Below are 16499 nucleotides of genomic sequence, written 5' to 3' on the forward strand. Positions count from 1 at the left end.
AATATAAATATTTGGTCAAAGATAGTTTTTTGCCCTAAAACCTAATGTTATAAATTACCTAAGATAAATGCAATTGCTATTGTGACCCTTTAAATAGATACTTACCTTTGCAGCGTTAATGAATAACCTAATTAAATAAGTTCTTTAAAATGCTTACAAGAAGGCACATTAGGGTCAAGGTAATGCAGAGCATTTACGCCCTAATTCAATCCAAGGATGATTCCTTGCAAAAACAAGAGAAGTTTTTAAAAGTAAGCATAGAGAATACCTATACGCTCTATTTACTATGGTTAGGTCTTTTTGTAGAATTACAGAAGAGAGCTGCCGATCAGATTTCCCTTTCCGCTAATAAATACATCAGCGAAAAAAATGTATATCCCAATCCTAAAAAATTTATGCAGAACAAATTGTTACTGCAAATTGCCGACAATAAGATGTTGGAAGAGGAAATTGCCCATAGAAAGTTAGATAATTGGTATTTGAACGAGGAATATGTAAAGTTGATTTATAAAGCTATACTGGATAGTGAGGTATATCAGGAATATATGTCCATACCTAGTAGTGACTATGCATCGGACAAAGAGTTTATTATGACATTGTTCAAGACCATTATTGCTCCCAACGAAAAAATATATGATTATTTCGAGGACGATAAATTAACATGGGTAGACGATATTCCTATAGTAAACACTTTTGTCTTAAAGCACTTAAAGAAAACCAAAGAATCTCATTCAGAATCTTTTTTTCTACCAAGTTTGTTGAAGGATGATGAGGATATGCAGTTTGCCTTACAACTCCTTTCCAGAACGCTTTTAAAGAATGCCGAGCTTGAAAAGGAGATAGAGGGCAAGACCCCAAACTGGGACAAGGATAGGATAGCTGAGGTTGATAGTATATTGTTAAGAATGGCAATTTGTGAACTGTTGCATTTTCCTTCCATACCGGAGCGGGTTACTATAAACGAATATCTGGAAATTGCTAAAGAATATTCTACGCCTAAGAGCAGTATATTCATTAACGGTATTCTGGACAAGCTTACCAAAGAGTATAAAACAGCAGGAAAACTCAATAAAATGGGCAGAGGGCTGTTATAAAAATATTTTATAATTTTACACTAAATCGATAAATCTAAAAAGTATGAAAAAAATAGTTTTAATTGTTGGTCTTGTATCAATGGTAGCTTTTACTTCTTGTAAGGAAAATGCTTCAAGTAAGATTAAAAGTGATAATGTAGCAGAGGCGGCAGAAAGGGATGAAGCTGCCAAAGCCGTGCCGGTTATGTCATTTGAAAAGGCAGAGCATGATTTCGGTACCATTGAGCAAGGAACACCACAAGAAACGGTTTTTAAGTTTACGAATACGGGCAATGCTCCTTTGATCATCACTGATGCAAAAAGTAGCTGTGGATGTACCGTACCCAATCCTCCAAAAGATCCAATTGCACCAGGTGAGTCTGGGGAGTTAAAGGTAAATTTTAACGGATCGGGACAAAACCAGGTAACAAAAACAATTACGGTTACGGCCAATACGGAAAAAGGATCGGAACTTTTAAGAATCAAAGCTTTTGTAAATCCAAAAGGGGCAGCTCCATTAGGACCTGTTAAATAATTATAATTTTATACATACCAAATAATGGGTGAATTAGGACAGTTTCTTCCAATGATCTTAATCTTTGTGGTCGCATATTTTTTTATGATCAGACCTCAAATGAAAAGACAGAAGGATGAAAAGAAATTTTCGGCAGAATTAAAACGTGGTGATCGTGTAATCACCAAAAGTGGACTGCACGGGAAAGTGGTAGATTTAAATGATAAAGATTTTTCTTGTGTATTGGAAACCATGGCAGGAAAATTAAAATTTGATAGGTCTGCAATATCTATGGAGATGAGCAAAAAACTGAATGCTCCTGAAAAATAAAAACATTTTTAAATGTATTAAAAACACTAATGGTAACATTAGTGTTTTTTTTTGCTCCTAAAATCCTATATTTAATGGCATTAAAATCAACGACATGTTACAAAATAGAAGAAGTTTTATACGAAAAAGTACTGTAGGATTAATGGCAACGGGGGCATCATTCATGTTTCCAATGGAGTTGTTGTCAATGATCAGAAAAAAAGTAGGGCCAAACGATACTATAAATGTAGGATTAATAGGTTGTAAAGGTATGGGCTTTTCAGACCTTTCTTCTTTTTTGAAAATGAGCGAAATAAATGTAATGGCACTTTGCGATGTTGATGAAAATGTATTAAAATCCAGAACGGCAGATTTGCAAAAAGCAGGGATAAAAAAGCCAAAATGGTATAAGGATTACAGGGCCTTATTGGATAATAAGGATATTGATGTGGTTATTATAGGTACACCTGATCACTGGCACTGCCTACAATTAATAGATTCCCTACAGGCAGGCAAGGATGTATATTGCGAAAAACCTATAGCCAATTCCATACAAGAGGCAGATAGTATGTTGCACGGTGTCAAAAGCAGTGACCGTATGGTGCAAATTGGGCAATGGCAGCGAAGCCAGCCACATTTTGTAGATGCTATTAAATTTGTACATTCCGGAGCTTTGGGAGAAATCAGGTTGGCCAAGGCGTGGGCCTATCAAGGTTGGATGAAGCCCGTACCCGTAGTTGCGGATTCTTCGGCTCCTGATGGAGTGGATTATAACATGTGGTTGGGGCCAGCACCTATTAAGCCGTTCAATGCCAATAGATTCCATTTTAATTTTAGATGGTTTTGGGATTATGCAGGCGGATTAATGACCGATTGGGGAGTGCACCTAATGGATTATGCCTTATATGGCATGAAAGCTGGCTATCCAAAATCGGTAATGGCGTTAGGAGGTAAATTTGCCTATCCCAATGACGCTTCAGAAACTCCGGATACCTTACAGACTGTTTATGAATATGAGGGTTTTTCCATTCTATGGGAACATGCCACCGGTATTGACGGTGGAAATTATGGTAGAAATCACGGTATTGCATTTATAGGTAACAACGGCACCTTGGTATTGGATAGAGGGGGTTGGGAAGTTATTCCAGAAAAAGAATTTCAAGGATGGGGTAAGGAAGGTATTCCTAAAATGGAAGCTGTTTCCTATGATAATAATGGGGTTAGCGGATTGGACCTACATACTAAAAATTTTATTGAAGCGGTGAAAAAAAGGGACAGTTCCATATTAACAGCGCCATTGCAGGTCGGTTATGATGCGGCGGTAGTTTCTCACATGGGTAACGTAGCTTACAAGACTGGCAATAGAATCTATTGGGATAAGGAACAAAGGCAATTTTCTGATGCCGCGGCCAATGAATATCTCAAAGCCAATTATAAAAATGGTTATAAAGTTCCCTTTTCGTAGGGTTATTCAACGTCTTATCGGTATTTGTCATTTAGTCCTTTACCTTCTAAAATTAGCGGTATAGATTTTTCAAGTCTGGACAATTTGGTTTTTTCCTGTTTGGCAGTGGCAATATATTCGGCATATTCCTTTTGCTTATATGGGCTTAAGGTATAATATGCTTTTTTTAAATCGTTGTTCTTACCCAAGGCGGCTAATAAATGGGAAGGTATTATAAGTGGGGCAGGTGTTTTTTTTTCAGGAACCAAATGCAGTCCTTTTTTTTGATTTTCTATTGCTTCCAATACATAGGATGTTACGGTCTGGAAATCTATGTCTTCAACGGAGTGGAATTTCCAGTGCCTCATGGCCTTGGTTTTTCCTTCTTGGGCATTTTCCAATACCTTATTGGGGTCGCTAAGATAAACCCCGTTAAAAAACCAGACTCCAAAGTGGGCCTTGAACTTGCATATGGCTACAATATTTTTGTTGCCTAACGTATAAGTGGGGAAATTCCATTTATACGTTTCTTGTAGGCCAGTTTCTAATATCAATGCCCTTAACTCATTGACCCCTATACTAAATTGATGATCTTCGGTGTAAAATTTATGTAGTAGTTCCTGCTTGTCCATTATTATCTATTTGCGGTCAGTTCACAGATTCTAACGATTACTTCTACGGCCTTTTGCATACTTTCTACAGGTACGTATTCATATTTACCATGAAAATTATGTCCTCCGGCAAAAATATTGGGACAGGGCAGGCCCATAAAACTAAGTTGGGAACCGTCCGTGCCTCCGCGTATAGATTTTATGATGGGCTTAATACCAATGTCTTCCATAGCTCTCTGGGCAATTTCTACAATATGGAACACAGGTTCCACTTTTTCTTTCATATTAAAATATTGGTCTTTGATCTCTAAGGTTATACAATCGTCATATGCTTGATTATACTTTTTTACAATTGCCTGTATAAGTTCTTTTCTCCGAAGAAAATGGTCCATATCATGATCTCTAATAATCATTTCAATAGTGGCATTTTCAATTTCACCATTTAGGGTATGAACATGAAAAAATCCTTCCCTTCCGGTAGTTTCCTCTGGGATTTCGTGTCTGGGAAGATCTTCAATAATTTTATTGGCAATGATCACCGCATTGACCATTTTACCCTTGGCATAGCCCGGATGAACACTTTTACCCGAAATGGAAATAGTTGCACTTGCCGCATTGAAATTTTCATATTCCAATTCCCCTATTTGGCTACCGTCCATGGTATAGGCCCATTGGGCACCAAATTTTTCCACATCAAATTTATGGGCGCCTCTTCCAATTTCTTCATCTGGCGTAAAAGCTATTTTAATGGTACCATGTTTAATTTCCGGATTGTGTATTAAGTGTTCCATAGCGGTTACAATCTCCGTGATACCAGCTTTGTCATCTGCGCCTAATAGGGTAGTGCCATCCGTAGTTATAATCGTCTGGCCTATATATTGCAATAGATCATCAAAATAAGAAGAGGAAAGTATAATGTTTTTTTCTTCGTTCAGTATAATATCATGACCATTGTAATTTTCGATTATTTGAGGACGCACGTTCGTACCTGAAAAATCTGGCGATGTATCAAAATGGGCAATAAATCCTATTGTAGGTACCTCGTGCTCCACGTTAGCCGGTAATGTGGCCATTATATATGCGTTCTCATCTATGGTGACATCATGTAGACCAATACTACGCAGTTCATCCACTAACTTATGGGCTAAAATCCATTGTTTTTCTGTACTTGGGGTAGATTCTGATGTAGGGTCGCTCTGGGTGTCTATAGTGACATAACTGATAAAGCGGTCAATAATATGTTGCATAGTAAAATGGTTTTATCAAAAATAGGGTTATAAATTGTAATTTAGTAAACCTAAGTTTCTATACTATATACAATGCGGCGAACAGGTTTTTTTAGTTTACTATGGTTATGTCTCAATGTTTCCTATATATGTGCTCAAGCAGATTGTGTATTGGGCGTGGGGGTAACCAATGACACGGTAATTTCAAATGTCTTTCAATTGAATGAAGCACAAAAACAACAACTGCTAAATTTTGGTGCCGAGGTAAAATATAGGAATGGGCTGCTTAATACTGAATTACGGAACATTAAAGAGCGACATCCACAAAGTACGGTAACGGAATTGCGAAATTTGGCAGAAAAGTATAAGGAGGTCATGGACAGTATGGCAAGGGTGCAAACCATGTTGGACAAAAGAATGTTGGCCCTGTTCAACCCTAAGCAATATCAGTTATACCAATTGCTTTGCAAAGAAGCATCGCGCTCTCCTTTTTTAGTGGAGCCAACGGTATATTCAGATAGTCTTTACCATAAAAACTGATGCTGAATTGCAATAGAATTTCAATTACACTTTTGTATTTTTGCAGCACCTAAAATAATTCAATGTACAGGCTTCTCATTAGACCTATTCTGTTTCTGTTAGACCCGGAAAAAGTTCATTATTTAAGTTTTTCAAGCATAAAGTTTCTGTCCAGAATAGGATTGTCAGGACTAATAAGGTCAATGTTCTTGGTTCAGGACAAGCGTTTGGAACGTGAACTTTTTGGATTAAAATTCCAGAATCCTGTTGGTCTAGCTGCAGGTTTCGATAAAAATGCGGTTCTCTATAACGAGCTTTCAAATTTTGGATTCGGTTTTATAGAAATAGGTACGCTTACCCCTAAGCCGCAAGCAGGCAATCCTAAAAAAAGACTGTTTCGACTAAAGGCCGATAAAGCAATTATTAACCGTATGGGCTTTAATAATCAAGGGGTTTTTGAAGCAGTGGAGAATTTAAAAAAGGAACATAATGTACTTATAGGCGGTAATATCGGTAAAAATAAAGTTACCCCTAACAATGAGGCCATTAAAGATTACCTTATTTGTTTTGATGCCCTTTTTGATTATGTGGATTATTTTGTGGTCAATGTCAGTTCACCTAATACCCCTGGGTTAAGGGAGTTGCAGGATAAGGAACCGCTTACCGCTTTATTGAACGAACTTCAATTAGAGAATGCAAAGCTTAGTAAAAGAAAGAATACGGAGCGTAAACCTATTTTGCTGAAAATTGCGCCAGATCTTACGGATAGCCAATTATATGATATTATTGATATTGTAAGCCTTACAAGTATAGATGGGGTAATTGCTACCAATACCACTATTTCAAGGGATAACCTAAAGTCCCATGCCTTATTGGTAGAGGAAAAAGGTGGATTGAGTGGTGCTCCTTTAAAGGATAGAAGTACAGAAGTTATTCGTTTCCTTGCGGAAAAAAGTAACAAGGCATTTCCAATTATTGGTGTAGGGGGTATTCATTCTGCACAGGATGCCATAGAAAAACTAGAGGCTGGTGCAGATTTAATTCAATTATGGACAGGTTTTGTGTATGAGGGTCCTGCACTTGTCAAAGAAATAAACCAGAAACTTCTGGAAAAGTCTTAACTAGAGAAATTAACTTTGATTCTTAAAATAAAACAGCCTTTAGATATATAAAACCTAAAGGCTGTCGTGATTTTTAATGTATTTATTTGGTCCAATAATCAATGACAAGTACATCTTCTAAGTGTGGGGTCAAAACCGCCCCAAATGCTTTGTGGTCTGGATGGGGTAAATAAATGGCGCGATCTTCCTCACTTTTAAAGGTTAGGAAAAATGCATGGGTAAATCCTTTGTCCAGACCTTCTGGGCTATTGTTTGTTCCCCATTCATAACCTTGTATTTGTTCAATTTTAGATGGTAGGGCACTAAAAGCCGCTTCAACCTTATCTATTTGTTCCGTGGTAGTCCCTTGCTTAAATTTAAAAAGAACTACATGTCTTAAAAGACTATCGGTCTTGGTCATAATTTCTTCATTTAATTTTTGAGGTGTTGTGGCATGGGCATTAGCTATAAATGCCAACCCTGCCAGAAATACTACTATTTTAATTTTCATGGTGTCATTAATTTTAAACAAGATATTAAAAATAGGACGAATTAAACCATATTCGTAATTTTCAACATTAACTAAATGCTATACAATTGAATTACGAGGTTTTACTGGCATTTTCAATGGCCACGTTTTTACTGTCCCTGTCCCCGGGCCCTGATAATATTTTTGTGTTGATTCAAAGTATGGGTAATGGCAAAAAATACGGACTGGCCGTTGTTGCAGGACTTATGACGGGTTGTTTAGTGCATACAACACTTTTGGCTATAGGGGTTTCGGTTCTAATAAAGAACAATCCTGTAATTTTTAATATGATCCGGTTCTTTGGTTCCGCATATTTAATTTATTTGGCATTAATGGTCTATAAAAGCGACGATAGGATTCAGATAACAAAAACTTCGGTTAATTCAAAAAGCTATTTGGCGCTCTATAAACAAGGTTTTATAATGAATGTTTTAAACCCCAAGGTCACTATTTTTTTTCTAGCCTTTTTTCCTGGATTTCTTTTTTCGGAAACATTGAGTACAGCGTTTCAATTCTACATTCTAGGTTTTTTGTTCATTTTTATATCTTCAATAGTTTTTGGCGGTATTGCATTATTATCGGGTCAAGTGTCAACCTTTTTGACCGCAAATGAGCGTACTGGCTACCTATTAAAATGGTTGCAGATCGTAGTATTTGTTGGTATCGCCATTTATTTACTTTTTAGTTGGTAATTAGAAGAAATTACCCAACTTACTTATTTAGAGTTCGTATTTTTACATCATGTCAAATACCAAGGTTAAGATCATTGAATGTCCACGTGATGCCATGCAAGGTATCAAGGATTTTATACCTACCCCACAAAAGGTAAGGTATATTCAATCATTATTGGGTTGCGGTTTTGATACCTTGGACTTTGGCAGCTTTGTTTCTCCCAAGGCTATTCCACAAATGGTAGATACGGCCAAGGTATTGGGTGAGTTGGACCTGTCGGGAACCTCTACAAAATTGTTGTCCATTGTGGCGAATGTTAGGGGAGCGCAAGATGCCGTTTCCCATCCTGAAATTGATTATTTGGGATTTCCGTTTTCCATTTCGGAAAATTTTCAAATGCGCAATACACATAAGACCATAGCGGAGTCCGTAGAGACATTACAGGAAATGTTTAATCTTGCAGATGCAGCCAATAAAGAAGTGGTCACTTATATTTCCATGGGATTTGGAAATCCTTATGGCGATCCATGGAATGTTGATATTGTGGGTGAGTGGACAGAGAAATTGGCCAAAATGGGAGCACGGATTTTATCGCTTTCCGATACGGTAGGATCTTCGGATCCTGAAACCATTTCATATTTGTTTTCCAATTTGATTCCTTCGTATCCAGACATTGAATTTGGAGCCCACTTACATACTATACCGAGTAAATGGCACGAAAAAATACATGCGGCCTACCTTGCTGGTTGTCGTAGATTTGATGGCGCTATTCAAGGTTTTGGCGGCTGTCCAATGGCAAAGGACGATTTAACGGGCAATATGCCTACGGAAAAAATGCTATCTTATTTTACTACAAAAAAAGCGGAAATGGGCGTAAACTGGATGGCTTTTGAAGCCGCTTATAATAAAGCAACGGAATTATTTTCGGCCTATCATTGATAACATGAAATGTTTGGATCAAAACCTTAATAACAGTTATTACTTTAATTTAGATTTAGTACAAATAAACTTTGTAAACAGGTATCATTTGGTTTAAATACATCATTATGATTTCGGGAATTTTGATGACGGCCACGTATACAATTTCGGCATTGGTCGTTCTTCTGCAATTATGTAAACCGGTTCATAAAGAACAAGCGTTAAATCAATAATATTCACTATATTTGCACGCAATTAAATCCTTAATTGCTATGCAAGCCCACCAAAATAAAATACTAGGAGAAGGTCTAACATACGATGACGTATTGTTGGTACCTGCCTTTTCAGATGTGCTTCCGAGGGAAGTAAGCATCCAAACAAAATTTACAAGAAATATTACAATCAATGTGCCGATTATTTCTGCTGCAATGGATACCGTTACGGAGTCCAGAATGGCAATTGCCATGGCGCAAGAAGGTGGTATTGGAGTATTGCATAAGAACATGACCATAGAGCAGCAGGCTATGAAGGTCAGGAAAGTTAAAAGGGCGGAAAGCGGTATGATTTTAGATCCCGTGACCCTTCCATTAAATTCTAAGGTCAAGGATGCCAAGGCCAGCATGAAGGAACATAGTATTGGAGGTATTCCTATAGTGGATGCCCAAGGTAAACTGTTAGGTATCGTCACCAATAGAGATCTTCGTTTTGAAAAGAATGTTGAAAGGCCTATTTCAGAGGTAATGACCTCCAAAAATTTGGTAACGGCAGATGAAGGTACCTCGCTCTCCGAAGCAGAGGATATTTTACAACAGCATAAGATTGAAAAATTACCTGTTGTAACCAAGGATAATACGCTTGTTGGACTCATTACGTTTAGGGATATTACAAAATTGACCCAAAAACCAAGTGCCAATAAAGATCAGTATGGTAGATTACGTGTAGCGGCAGCCTTAGGGGTTACCGCAGATGCCGTAGATAGGGCAGAGGCCTTGGTCAATGCGGGGGTAGATGCTGTGGTAATCGATACTGCGCACGGGCATACAAAAGGTGTGGTATCAGTTTTGAAGGCGGTAAAAAATAAATTTCCCGATCTGGAGGTTATTGTTGGGAACATTGCTACGGGCGAGGCCGCAAAATATTTGGTAGAGGCCGGTGCAGATGCCGTAAAGGTTGGTATAGGTCCAGGCTCAATTTGTACAACTAGGGTCGTTGCCGGTGTAGGATTTCCTCAATTTTCTGCAGTTCTAGAAGTATCTGCGGCCATAAAAGGTTCTGGCGTACCCGTAATTGCAGATGGCGGTATCCGTTATACGGGAGATATCCCTAAGGCAATTGCAGCAGGGGCGGATACCGTAATGCTTGGTTCTCTCTTGGCAGGTACAAAAGAATCTCCTGGAGAAACCATCATTTACGAAGGTAGAAAGTTTAAGTCTTATAGAGGTATGGGTTCCGTGGAAGCCATGAAGCAAGGTAGTAAGGATCGTTACTTTCAAGATGTAGAGGATGATATTAAAAAGTTGGTGCCAGAAGGTATTGTTGGGCGTGTACCGTATAAAGGAGATTTGTTCGAAAGTATCCATCAGTTCGTTGGCGGACTAAAAGCAGGAATGGGATATTGTGGGGCCAAGGATATAGCCACATTGAAGGAAACTGGGCGATTTGTGAAAATTACTGCTAGTGGAATCAATGAAAGTCATCCTCATGATGTAACCATTACCAAGGAAAGCCCTAACTATAGTAGGTAATTTCTATTGTGTATAAAAAAAAGAGGTCCGTTATGGACCTCTTTTTTTATATCAATTATTTATTATTTCCCGGGTTTTCCCGCATAAGTGTTCCAATCCTTTTCCAAATAAATGTCATCACCAAAATAACGGGCAATGTTCAAAAACGGTTTTGGTTTTTGATACCCTGGTACCGGTGAAAGCATATTCAGTTCCTCGTCTAAAAATATAGTGGTTGGGTAACTTAATCTACCTTGCATCAAAGTGGCTGCAAATTCGTGATATCCCTTTCTGCCGGACGGTACAAATTTATAGGTCTTTCCTTTATAGACTATGGGCTCTTTTCCTTCTCCGTCAAGTTTTACCATATAGTAGTTTTCAGACATATATGCGGCAACTTCAGGATTTTGAAAGGTATCCTTGTCCATCTTCTTACACCATCCGCACCAATCCGTATACACATCAATGAATACTTTTTTAGGATTTTCAGCGGTTGCGCTCAAGTTTGCGGCCTCATCCCAAGTTAGCCATTTGACTTCTTGGGCAAAACCTTGTAATGTACCTAATAAGAACGCAAGGCCTAAAATTATATTAGTAGAGGAAAAGAAAGATCGTTTCATAATTTTTTAATGGTTAGTCCAATAACTATACCAAAACTAACGTTTTTTCCTTTCCTTTATTTTACTTTTTCAACTTCTTTTACGGCAAATAAGTCCTTAATGTCCACTTGGTTGCGTATTAAATCATCAAAAGTTTCCCTTTCCCTAATAAGAATAGCTTTGCCCTTATGCCAAAGTACCTCTGGTGGTCTAAACCTTGAGTTGTAGTTACTTGCCATTGTAAAACAATAGGCCCCGGCATTTTTAAAGCAAAGAATATCTCCTTCGGTAATTTCGTTTATTCTTTTATTGCTTGCAAAAGTATCCGTCTCACAGATATATCCTACAACGGAATAATACCGCTCCCTACCTTTTGGATTGGAGATGTTTTTGATGGTGTGCGTTGCACCGTACAACATAGGACGAATTAAATGATTAAATCCAGAATCTATACTGGCAAAAACGGTAGATGTCGTTTGCTTTACAACATTTACTTTCGCCAAGAACAGACCGGCCTCACTAACCAAAAATTTACCAGGCTCAAACGCCAATGTAAGATCCTTTCCGTATTCCTTGCAGAATTCATTAAATCTACTTCCTAATTTTTTGCCTAATTCCTCAACATTGGTTTCAATATCACCTTCTTTGTAAGGAACCTTAAAACCACTACCAAAATCTATAAACTCAAGATTCTTGAAATTACGGGCCGTATCAAATAATATTTCAGATGCATATAAAAACACATCGATATCCAAAATATCGCTTCCGGTATGCATGTGTATACCATTAATATTCATTTTGGTCAATTCAACAATACGCAATAAATGAGGAATTTGGTGAATGCTAATTCCAAATTTAGAGTCTATATGGCCTACTGATATATTTGAATTTCCACCTGCCATTACATGTGGGTTGATCCTTATACAAACAGGTACATTTGGATGTTTGCTACCAAACTGCTCCAATATGGAAAGGTTATCTATATTGATGCGAACACCAAGTTTTGATGCCTCTTCTATTTCTTCCAAAGAAACCCCGTTAGGTGTAAAAATGATCGATTCGGGTTTAAATCCGGCCATTAACCCTAATTGTACCTCTTGTATGGAAACCGTATCCAGACCACTGCCCAGACTGTTCATTAATTTTAATATAGTAATATTGGACAACGCCTTGGCCGCATAATTCAGTTTTAATTTCTTTACCGATCCAAAAGCTTTTGTCAATCTATTAAATTGAGATACTATTTTACCCGAGTCATAAACATATACCGGATCACCGTAGGTTTTTGCTATTTGCAATAAATCCTCATTATTCATACGATCATTTTTTTTACGAATTTAGTTTTCTAAATGGAATGTGGCAAAAAAAATAACAGAAAAATGATTAAAATAACAAATTGTGTTATATGAAACAATTTGACATTTCTTTTGTTTTGCCACAAGGCAAATACCTTTGTATTTTTATATAATGAAATTACCCTTATTTCCTTTACAGTCTATATTCTATCCGGGGGAGACCGTGCCATTACATATTTTTGAAGAGCGATATAAACAATTGATCAATGACTGCCGTGATGAGGCAATAACATTTGGCATTCCTGTATATATCAATAATAAAATGGAATACGGTGTTGAGGTACAGCTTGTGGAAGTGGTTACCACTTATGATAACGGAGAGATGGATGTAGTGTGCGTGGCAAGGCAAGTTTTTAAGTTGTTGGACTTTGACCCTATAATGTCCGGTAAATTATATGCTGGGGGAATCGTTAAGTTGATCGATTATGATTATGAAGCCAGTGTGGAAAAGAAAAAAACTGTTTTAGAAGGTATTCAACAGTTATATGCTATGATGGAAGTTCCTTTTAAGGAAATCAAGGTCAATGAATTCAATAGTTTTACCTTGGCACATAAAATAGGTCTATCCTTTGAACAGGAATATCAATTGTTGCAAATACCGAATGAAAATGACCGTTTAAATTTTATCAGTCTACATTTGACCTCTATGATAACAGTACTAGGACAAGTGGAACGTACCAAAAAAATTATAGAGCTCAATGGTCATTTTAAAAATTTTGACCCATTGGATTTTAAAAATATAGATATGTAGGGCTGATTTTAGGTGTAATTTGTGGTAATTGGCTATGCATATAGGACATGAACCATTATTTTTTTACAGAATATCCAATTAATCACCCGTATTTTTAGATTATAACCTCCTGTTTCCTATTTTTGTCAAACAATTAAAATCACCATATATATGAACCTTCACGAATATCAAGGAAAAGAGATATTAGCAAGTTTTGGGGTGCGCATCCAAAGAGGAATAGTTGCCCATAATGCAAAAGAGGCCGTTGATGCCGCCAAGCAATTGACCGCAGAAACCGGAACAGGATGGCATGTTATTAAAGCTCAAGTTCACGCAGGTGGTCGTGGAAAAGGGGGTGGTGTTAAATTGGCCAAAAACCTTAAGGAAGTAGAAGAAATTTCAAATCAGATCATTGGTATGAATTTGGTAACCCCGCAAACTTCTGCCGAGGGTAAAAAAGTTCATCAGGTATTGATAGCCGAGGATGTGTATTATCCAGGAGATAGTGAGACCAACGAATTTTATATGTCGGTGCTACTTAACAGGGCTACCGGTAAGAATATGATCATGTATTCTACCGAAGGTGGTATGGATATAGAAGAGGTTGCGGAGAATACACCGCATTTGATTTTTACAGAAGAGATAGACCCTGCAACGGGGTTACTAGGATTCCAGGCAAGAAAGATAGCTTTTAACCTTGGACTTTCCGGTACTGCTTTTAAAGAGATGACTAAGTTTGTAGCTGCATTGTATAAAGCATATGTAGAAAGTGATTCAAATATGTTTGAGATCAATCCTGTTCTTAAAACATCTGATGATTTGATTATGGCGGTAGATGCTAAGGTTTCTATTGACGATAATGCACTTTACCGCAGGAAGCAATATGCTGAAATGCGCGATTTAAGGGAAGAGAACTCTATTGAAGTAGAAGCAAGGGAAGTAGGTCTTAATTATGTAGACCTTGATGGTAACGTGGGTTGTATGGTGAACGGTGCCGGTCTTGCAATGGCAACAATGGATTTAATTAAAATGGCCGGTGGTGAGCCTGCAAACTTCTTGGACGTAGGCGGTACCGCAGATGCCAAAAGAGTAGAGGAGGCTTTCAGGATTATCTTAAAAGATCCAAACGTAAAAGCAATATTGATCAATATATTTGGAGGTATAGTACGTTGCGACCGTGTAGCCCAAGGTGTAGTAGATGCTTACAAGAATATGGGAGATGCCATGAAAGTACCAATTATTGTAAGATTACAGGGAACCAATGCAGAATTGGCCAAAGAGATTATTGATAATTCTGGCTTAGCTGTTCATTCTGCGGTACAATTCCAAGAAGCTGCGGATAAGGTTAAGGAAGTATTAGCTGAATAAAATTACCTGATTTTAGTTTATATTGAAAAAGGCCATCAATTAGATGGTCTTTTTTTATGTCCAAAATTTTTGAATATCCTTATTCAGTTCCTTTTATACAATACTATTATATATAGCAAATGTGAAATTGACGTTAAATTCAATTTTATTTAAATATTAGGAATTCATGAATTAAGAGGGTTAAAATTCGTATTTCCCCAATATTTACGGATATAATTTGAGTTTAAGTAAAAAGTTGAAACAGATTTGAAATTTTAAATAATTGTTAAAATGATTTTTTGCCGTAACAAACTAAATGTATTATCGTCTTTATAATATAACATCATCAATCAATTATTAATCATTCTTTGGATATTCCAGGGAAAAAAACAAAAAGTCATGAGAAAATTAAGTTTAGTAGTAGTAGCAGCAGTTTTATTCGCAACAGGTAATGTAATGGCAAACGATAACACGGATATCGGTCCTGCCAAAAGTCTTTCTTCACAGATTTCAGTGATGTTGGCCAACAACAATTTTTCAGAAATTGATTCTGACCTAACTGCCCAAGTTCGTTTTACATTAAACAGCGAAGGCGAAATCGTCGTATTGTCCGTAGATAGTCAATATGAAAGAATGGAGCGATTCGTGAAAAATAGCTTGAATTACAAAAAAGTAGATTTGAGCAAAGTTGAAGAAGGTAAAATTTACACTATACCAGTTCGTATAAAGGCGTAAACCACCTATTTAAGAAGCTAAAATCCTGAAACAAGACAACGTTTCAGGATTTTTTTTTGTTTTTATACTTTACTTGGTCAATGCTTTTGTCCACCTTTTTAAGTTGCTTTGTTTTAAAATCTTCCCTTGTATTGAATTTCTTTACGGGCTTGTTGGTTGATGAGGACATTGCCAATAAAACCTCTCCCGGTATCTTTGGATTTTCTTTAGTGCCCCTTAAGTGGATTACCAGGCCATTCAAAAAATTGCGCAGCACTTGGTCTCCACATTCCATATAGTTAGGATGATCTTCTTTTCTGAAAAAAGCCCCAAGTTCACTTTTTGAAATCTTGAAATCTACTAATTGAAGAATTTCTACAATATCATCGTCCCTAAATTTTAATGCAACTCTTAATTTTTTAAAAATATCATTGTTGGTCATACTTTGAAGATTTAGCTGTGCAAGGTATTATAAATTTATGTACTCTTAAATTACCATAGTAAGTTATTCAACTTTTAAAGAAACAAAAGTCATTTTTGACGTTCATTTTAATCTGTGCATTTATAATACCTACTTCTTACTTTGAAACCCGATTAACTACCAATAAATCCGATTACCAATTTTAAGTATGAACGTTTAATACTACACATTCTTTAAGAATTTACTTCTTATCGACACTTATTGTCCGTTGCACGAAGTTTCACTAAACCTACTTTATACCGAACCTAACTTTGCGGTGTAATTAATGATAAAGCAAGTTAAAATGAAATTTCCAATACTGTTCTTAATGTTGATATTAATGATGACAAGCTCATGTAGTAAAGAAGAGCTTGTTGATGAGCAGATCAATTCCACGGCGTTGATCGTTTCCAATAGCGAAATGGAATTGGAGATATTTGAACTAGTTAACGATTACAGGATAGAATTGGGACTTTCTTCCTTATCCTATGACACCCGTGCCCAAGCCTATACTACGGAACACAATCTATACATGATTTCAAAGGAAGAGATAAGCCATGATAATTTTGCTCAAAGATCATCTGCGCTTTCTGAGGAATTCAACGCGGTTAAGGTATCTGAAAACGTAGGGAGGAACTTTGCCACTGCGCAAGGT

At 37.0% G+C, this 16499-nt stretch carries 19 protein-coding genes; 13 read left to right on the plus strand and 6 right to left on the minus strand.

Going from position 1 to position 16499, the window contains the following annotated elements:
- Positions 1–149: 149 nt before the first annotated feature.
- The 4 genes from nusB (at position 150) to CHB68_RS04950 (ending at position 3361) form a co-directional block, all read left to right on the plus strand.
- On the plus strand, positions 150–1094 hold the full coding sequence (gene nusB, locus CHB68_RS04935) for a transcription antitermination factor NusB (protein ID WP_089259703.1): 945 nt from the start codon (positions 150–152) through the stop codon (positions 1092–1094).
- Positions 1095–1137: 43 nt separating this feature from the next.
- On the plus strand, positions 1138–1608 hold the full coding sequence (locus tag CHB68_RS04940; RefSeq protein WP_089259704.1) for a DUF1573 domain-containing protein: 471 nt from the start codon (positions 1138–1140) through the stop codon (positions 1606–1608).
- 24 nt (positions 1609–1632) lie between these two features.
- Positions 1633–1917: a preprotein translocase subunit YajC gene (gene yajC / locus CHB68_RS04945; RefSeq protein ID WP_089259705.1), complete on the plus strand. Its 285-nt coding sequence runs from the start codon at positions 1633–1635 to the stop codon at positions 1915–1917.
- A 94-nt stretch (positions 1918–2011) separates the two neighbouring features.
- Positions 2012–3361 carry a Gfo/Idh/MocA family protein gene (locus CHB68_RS04950; protein ID WP_089259706.1) on the plus strand — a complete coding sequence of 450 codons (1350 nt, stop codon included), beginning with the start codon at positions 2012–2014 and terminating at the stop codon, positions 3359–3361.
- A gap of 14 nt (positions 3362–3375) precedes the next feature.
- Here the strand turns inward: CHB68_RS04950 and CHB68_RS04955 are convergent, their stop codons facing one another.
- A complete protein-coding gene (locus CHB68_RS04955) occupies positions 3376–3972 on the minus strand; it encodes a YdeI/OmpD-associated family protein (protein ID WP_089259707.1) in 597 nt (198 codons plus the stop codon).
- A 2-nt stretch (positions 3973–3974) separates the two neighbouring features.
- Positions 3975–5198, minus strand: a complete 1224-nt coding sequence (gene pepT, locus CHB68_RS04960; protein ID WP_089259708.1) for a peptidase T — start codon at positions 5196–5198, stop codon at positions 3975–3977.
- A gap of 72 nt (positions 5199–5270) precedes the next feature.
- On the opposite strand from pepT, the gene CHB68_RS04965 reads away from it, so the two are divergent.
- Together CHB68_RS04965 and CHB68_RS04970 are read left to right on the plus strand one after the other, a co-directional pair.
- Positions 5271–5717 carry a hypothetical protein gene (locus tag CHB68_RS04965; protein ID WP_089259709.1) on the plus strand — a complete coding sequence of 149 codons (447 nt, stop codon included), beginning with the start codon at positions 5271–5273 and terminating at the stop codon, positions 5715–5717.
- Between the two features lie 62 nt (positions 5718–5779).
- Positions 5780–6817: a quinone-dependent dihydroorotate dehydrogenase gene (locus CHB68_RS04970; RefSeq protein WP_089259710.1), complete on the plus strand. Its 1038-nt coding sequence runs from the start codon at positions 5780–5782 to the stop codon at positions 6815–6817.
- A gap of 82 nt (positions 6818–6899) precedes the next feature.
- Here the strand turns inward: CHB68_RS04970 and CHB68_RS04975 are convergent, their stop codons facing one another.
- Complete coding sequence (locus tag CHB68_RS04975; protein WP_245838815.1) at positions 6900–7217, minus strand: Dabb family protein; 318 nt, start codon at positions 7215–7217, stop codon at positions 6900–6902.
- A 176-nt stretch (positions 7218–7393) separates the two neighbouring features.
- On the opposite strand from CHB68_RS04975, the gene CHB68_RS04980 reads away from it, so the two are divergent.
- The 3 genes from CHB68_RS04980 (at position 7394) to guaB (ending at position 10660) form a co-directional block, all read left to right on the plus strand.
- Positions 7394–8017, plus strand: a complete 624-nt coding sequence (locus CHB68_RS04980) for a LysE family translocator (RefSeq protein ID WP_089259712.1) — start codon at positions 7394–7396, stop codon at positions 8015–8017.
- A 49-nt stretch (positions 8018–8066) separates the two neighbouring features.
- On the plus strand, positions 8067–8936 hold the full coding sequence (locus CHB68_RS04985; protein ID WP_089259713.1) for a hydroxymethylglutaryl-CoA lyase: 870 nt from the start codon (positions 8067–8069) through the stop codon (positions 8934–8936).
- A gap of 251 nt (positions 8937–9187) precedes the next feature.
- On the plus strand, positions 9188–10660 hold the full coding sequence (guaB, locus tag CHB68_RS04990; protein ID WP_089259714.1) for an IMP dehydrogenase: 1473 nt from the start codon (positions 9188–9190) through the stop codon (positions 10658–10660).
- Positions 10661–10722: 62 nt separating this feature from the next.
- Here the strand turns inward: guaB and CHB68_RS04995 are convergent, their stop codons facing one another.
- Both CHB68_RS04995 and lysA read right to left on the minus strand, forming a co-directional pair.
- On the minus strand, positions 10723–11259 hold the full coding sequence (locus CHB68_RS04995) for a thioredoxin family protein (RefSeq protein WP_089259715.1): 537 nt from the start codon (positions 11257–11259) through the stop codon (positions 10723–10725).
- Between the two features lie 56 nt (positions 11260–11315).
- Positions 11316–12554 carry a diaminopimelate decarboxylase gene (gene lysA, locus CHB68_RS05000; protein ID WP_089259716.1) on the minus strand — a complete coding sequence of 413 codons (1239 nt, stop codon included), beginning with the start codon at positions 12552–12554 and terminating at the stop codon, positions 11316–11318.
- A 151-nt stretch (positions 12555–12705) separates the two neighbouring features.
- On the opposite strand from lysA, the gene CHB68_RS05005 reads away from it, so the two are divergent.
- The 3 genes from CHB68_RS05005 (at position 12706) to CHB68_RS05015 (ending at position 15405) form a co-directional block, all read left to right on the plus strand.
- On the plus strand, positions 12706–13344 hold the full coding sequence (locus CHB68_RS05005) for an LON peptidase substrate-binding domain-containing protein (protein ID WP_089259717.1): 639 nt from the start codon (positions 12706–12708) through the stop codon (positions 13342–13344).
- A 150-nt stretch (positions 13345–13494) separates the two neighbouring features.
- Positions 13495–14691 (plus strand): ADP-forming succinate--CoA ligase subunit beta, encoded by a 1197-nt coding sequence (sucC, locus tag CHB68_RS05010; RefSeq protein WP_089259718.1) that lies wholly within the window; start codon positions 13495–13497, stop codon positions 14689–14691.
- A gap of 378 nt (positions 14692–15069) precedes the next feature.
- Entirely contained in the window at positions 15070–15405 is a 336-nt protein-coding gene (locus CHB68_RS05015; protein ID WP_089259719.1) for a hypothetical protein, read from the plus strand.
- A 43-nt stretch (positions 15406–15448) separates the two neighbouring features.
- Here the strand turns inward: CHB68_RS05015 and CHB68_RS05020 are convergent, their stop codons facing one another.
- Positions 15449–15826 carry a DUF1456 family protein gene (locus CHB68_RS05020; RefSeq protein WP_089259720.1) on the minus strand — a complete coding sequence of 126 codons (378 nt, stop codon included), beginning with the start codon at positions 15824–15826 and terminating at the stop codon, positions 15449–15451.
- 322 nt (positions 15827–16148) lie between these two features.
- Here CHB68_RS05020 and CHB68_RS05025 point away from each other — a divergent pair.
- Positions 16149–16499 (plus strand): CAP domain-containing protein (locus tag CHB68_RS05025; protein WP_143815172.1); only part of this gene is annotated, 351 nt, incomplete at its 3' end.

Origin of the sequence: Maribacter sedimenticola (assembly GCF_900188415.1) — a bacterium.
Classification (GTDB): Bacteria; Bacteroidota; Bacteroidia; order Flavobacteriales; family Flavobacteriaceae; genus Maribacter; species Maribacter sedimenticola.

What these genes read in the sequence shown, in the direction of transcription:
- sucC (WP_089259718.1), top strand. Translation starts at nt 13,495, where the DNA reads ATGAACCTTCACGAATATCAAGGAAAAGAGATATTAGCAAGTTTTGGG.
- CHB68_RS04970 (WP_089259710.1), top strand. Translation starts at nt 5,780, where the DNA reads ATGTACAGGCTTCTCATTAGACCTATTCTGTTTCTGTTAGACCCGGAA.
- CHB68_RS05005 (WP_089259717.1), top strand. Translation starts at nt 12,706, where the DNA reads ATGAAATTACCCTTATTTCCTTTACAGTCTATATTCTATCCGGGGGAG.
- CHB68_RS04955 (WP_089259707.1), bottom strand. Translation starts at nt 3,972, where the DNA reads ATGGACAAGCAGGAACTACTACATAAATTTTACACCGAAGATCATCAA.
- pepT (WP_089259708.1), bottom strand. Translation starts at nt 5,198, where the DNA reads ATGCAACATATTATTGACCGCTTTATCAGTTATGTCACTATAGACACC.
- CHB68_RS04965 (WP_089259709.1), top strand. Translation starts at nt 5,271, where the DNA reads ATGCGGCGAACAGGTTTTTTTAGTTTACTATGGTTATGTCTCAATGTT.
- CHB68_RS04985 (WP_089259713.1), top strand. Translation starts at nt 8,067, where the DNA reads ATGTCAAATACCAAGGTTAAGATCATTGAATGTCCACGTGATGCCATG.
- CHB68_RS04975 (WP_245838815.1), bottom strand. Translation starts at nt 7,217, where the DNA reads ATGACCAAGACCGATAGTCTTTTAAGACATGTAGTTCTTTTTAAATTT.
- CHB68_RS04940 (WP_089259704.1), top strand. Translation starts at nt 1,138, where the DNA reads ATGAAAAAAATAGTTTTAATTGTTGGTCTTGTATCAATGGTAGCTTTT.
- CHB68_RS04995 (WP_089259715.1), bottom strand. Translation starts at nt 11,259, where the DNA reads ATGAAACGATCTTTCTTTTCCTCTACTAATATAATTTTAGGCCTTGCG.
- CHB68_RS05015 (WP_089259719.1), top strand. Translation starts at nt 15,070, where the DNA reads ATGAGAAAATTAAGTTTAGTAGTAGTAGCAGCAGTTTTATTCGCAACA.
- CHB68_RS05020 (WP_089259720.1), bottom strand. Translation starts at nt 15,826, where the DNA reads ATGACCAACAATGATATTTTTAAAAAATTAAGAGTTGCATTAAAATTT.
- lysA (WP_089259716.1), bottom strand. Translation starts at nt 12,554, where the DNA reads ATGAATAATGAGGATTTATTGCAAATAGCAAAAACCTACGGTGATCCG.
- CHB68_RS04950 (WP_089259706.1), top strand. Translation starts at nt 2,012, where the DNA reads ATGTTACAAAATAGAAGAAGTTTTATACGAAAAAGTACTGTAGGATTA.
- yajC (WP_089259705.1), top strand. Translation starts at nt 1,633, where the DNA reads ATGGGTGAATTAGGACAGTTTCTTCCAATGATCTTAATCTTTGTGGTC.
- nusB (WP_089259703.1), top strand. Translation starts at nt 150, where the DNA reads ATGCTTACAAGAAGGCACATTAGGGTCAAGGTAATGCAGAGCATTTAC.
- guaB (WP_089259714.1), top strand. Translation starts at nt 9,188, where the DNA reads ATGCAAGCCCACCAAAATAAAATACTAGGAGAAGGTCTAACATACGAT.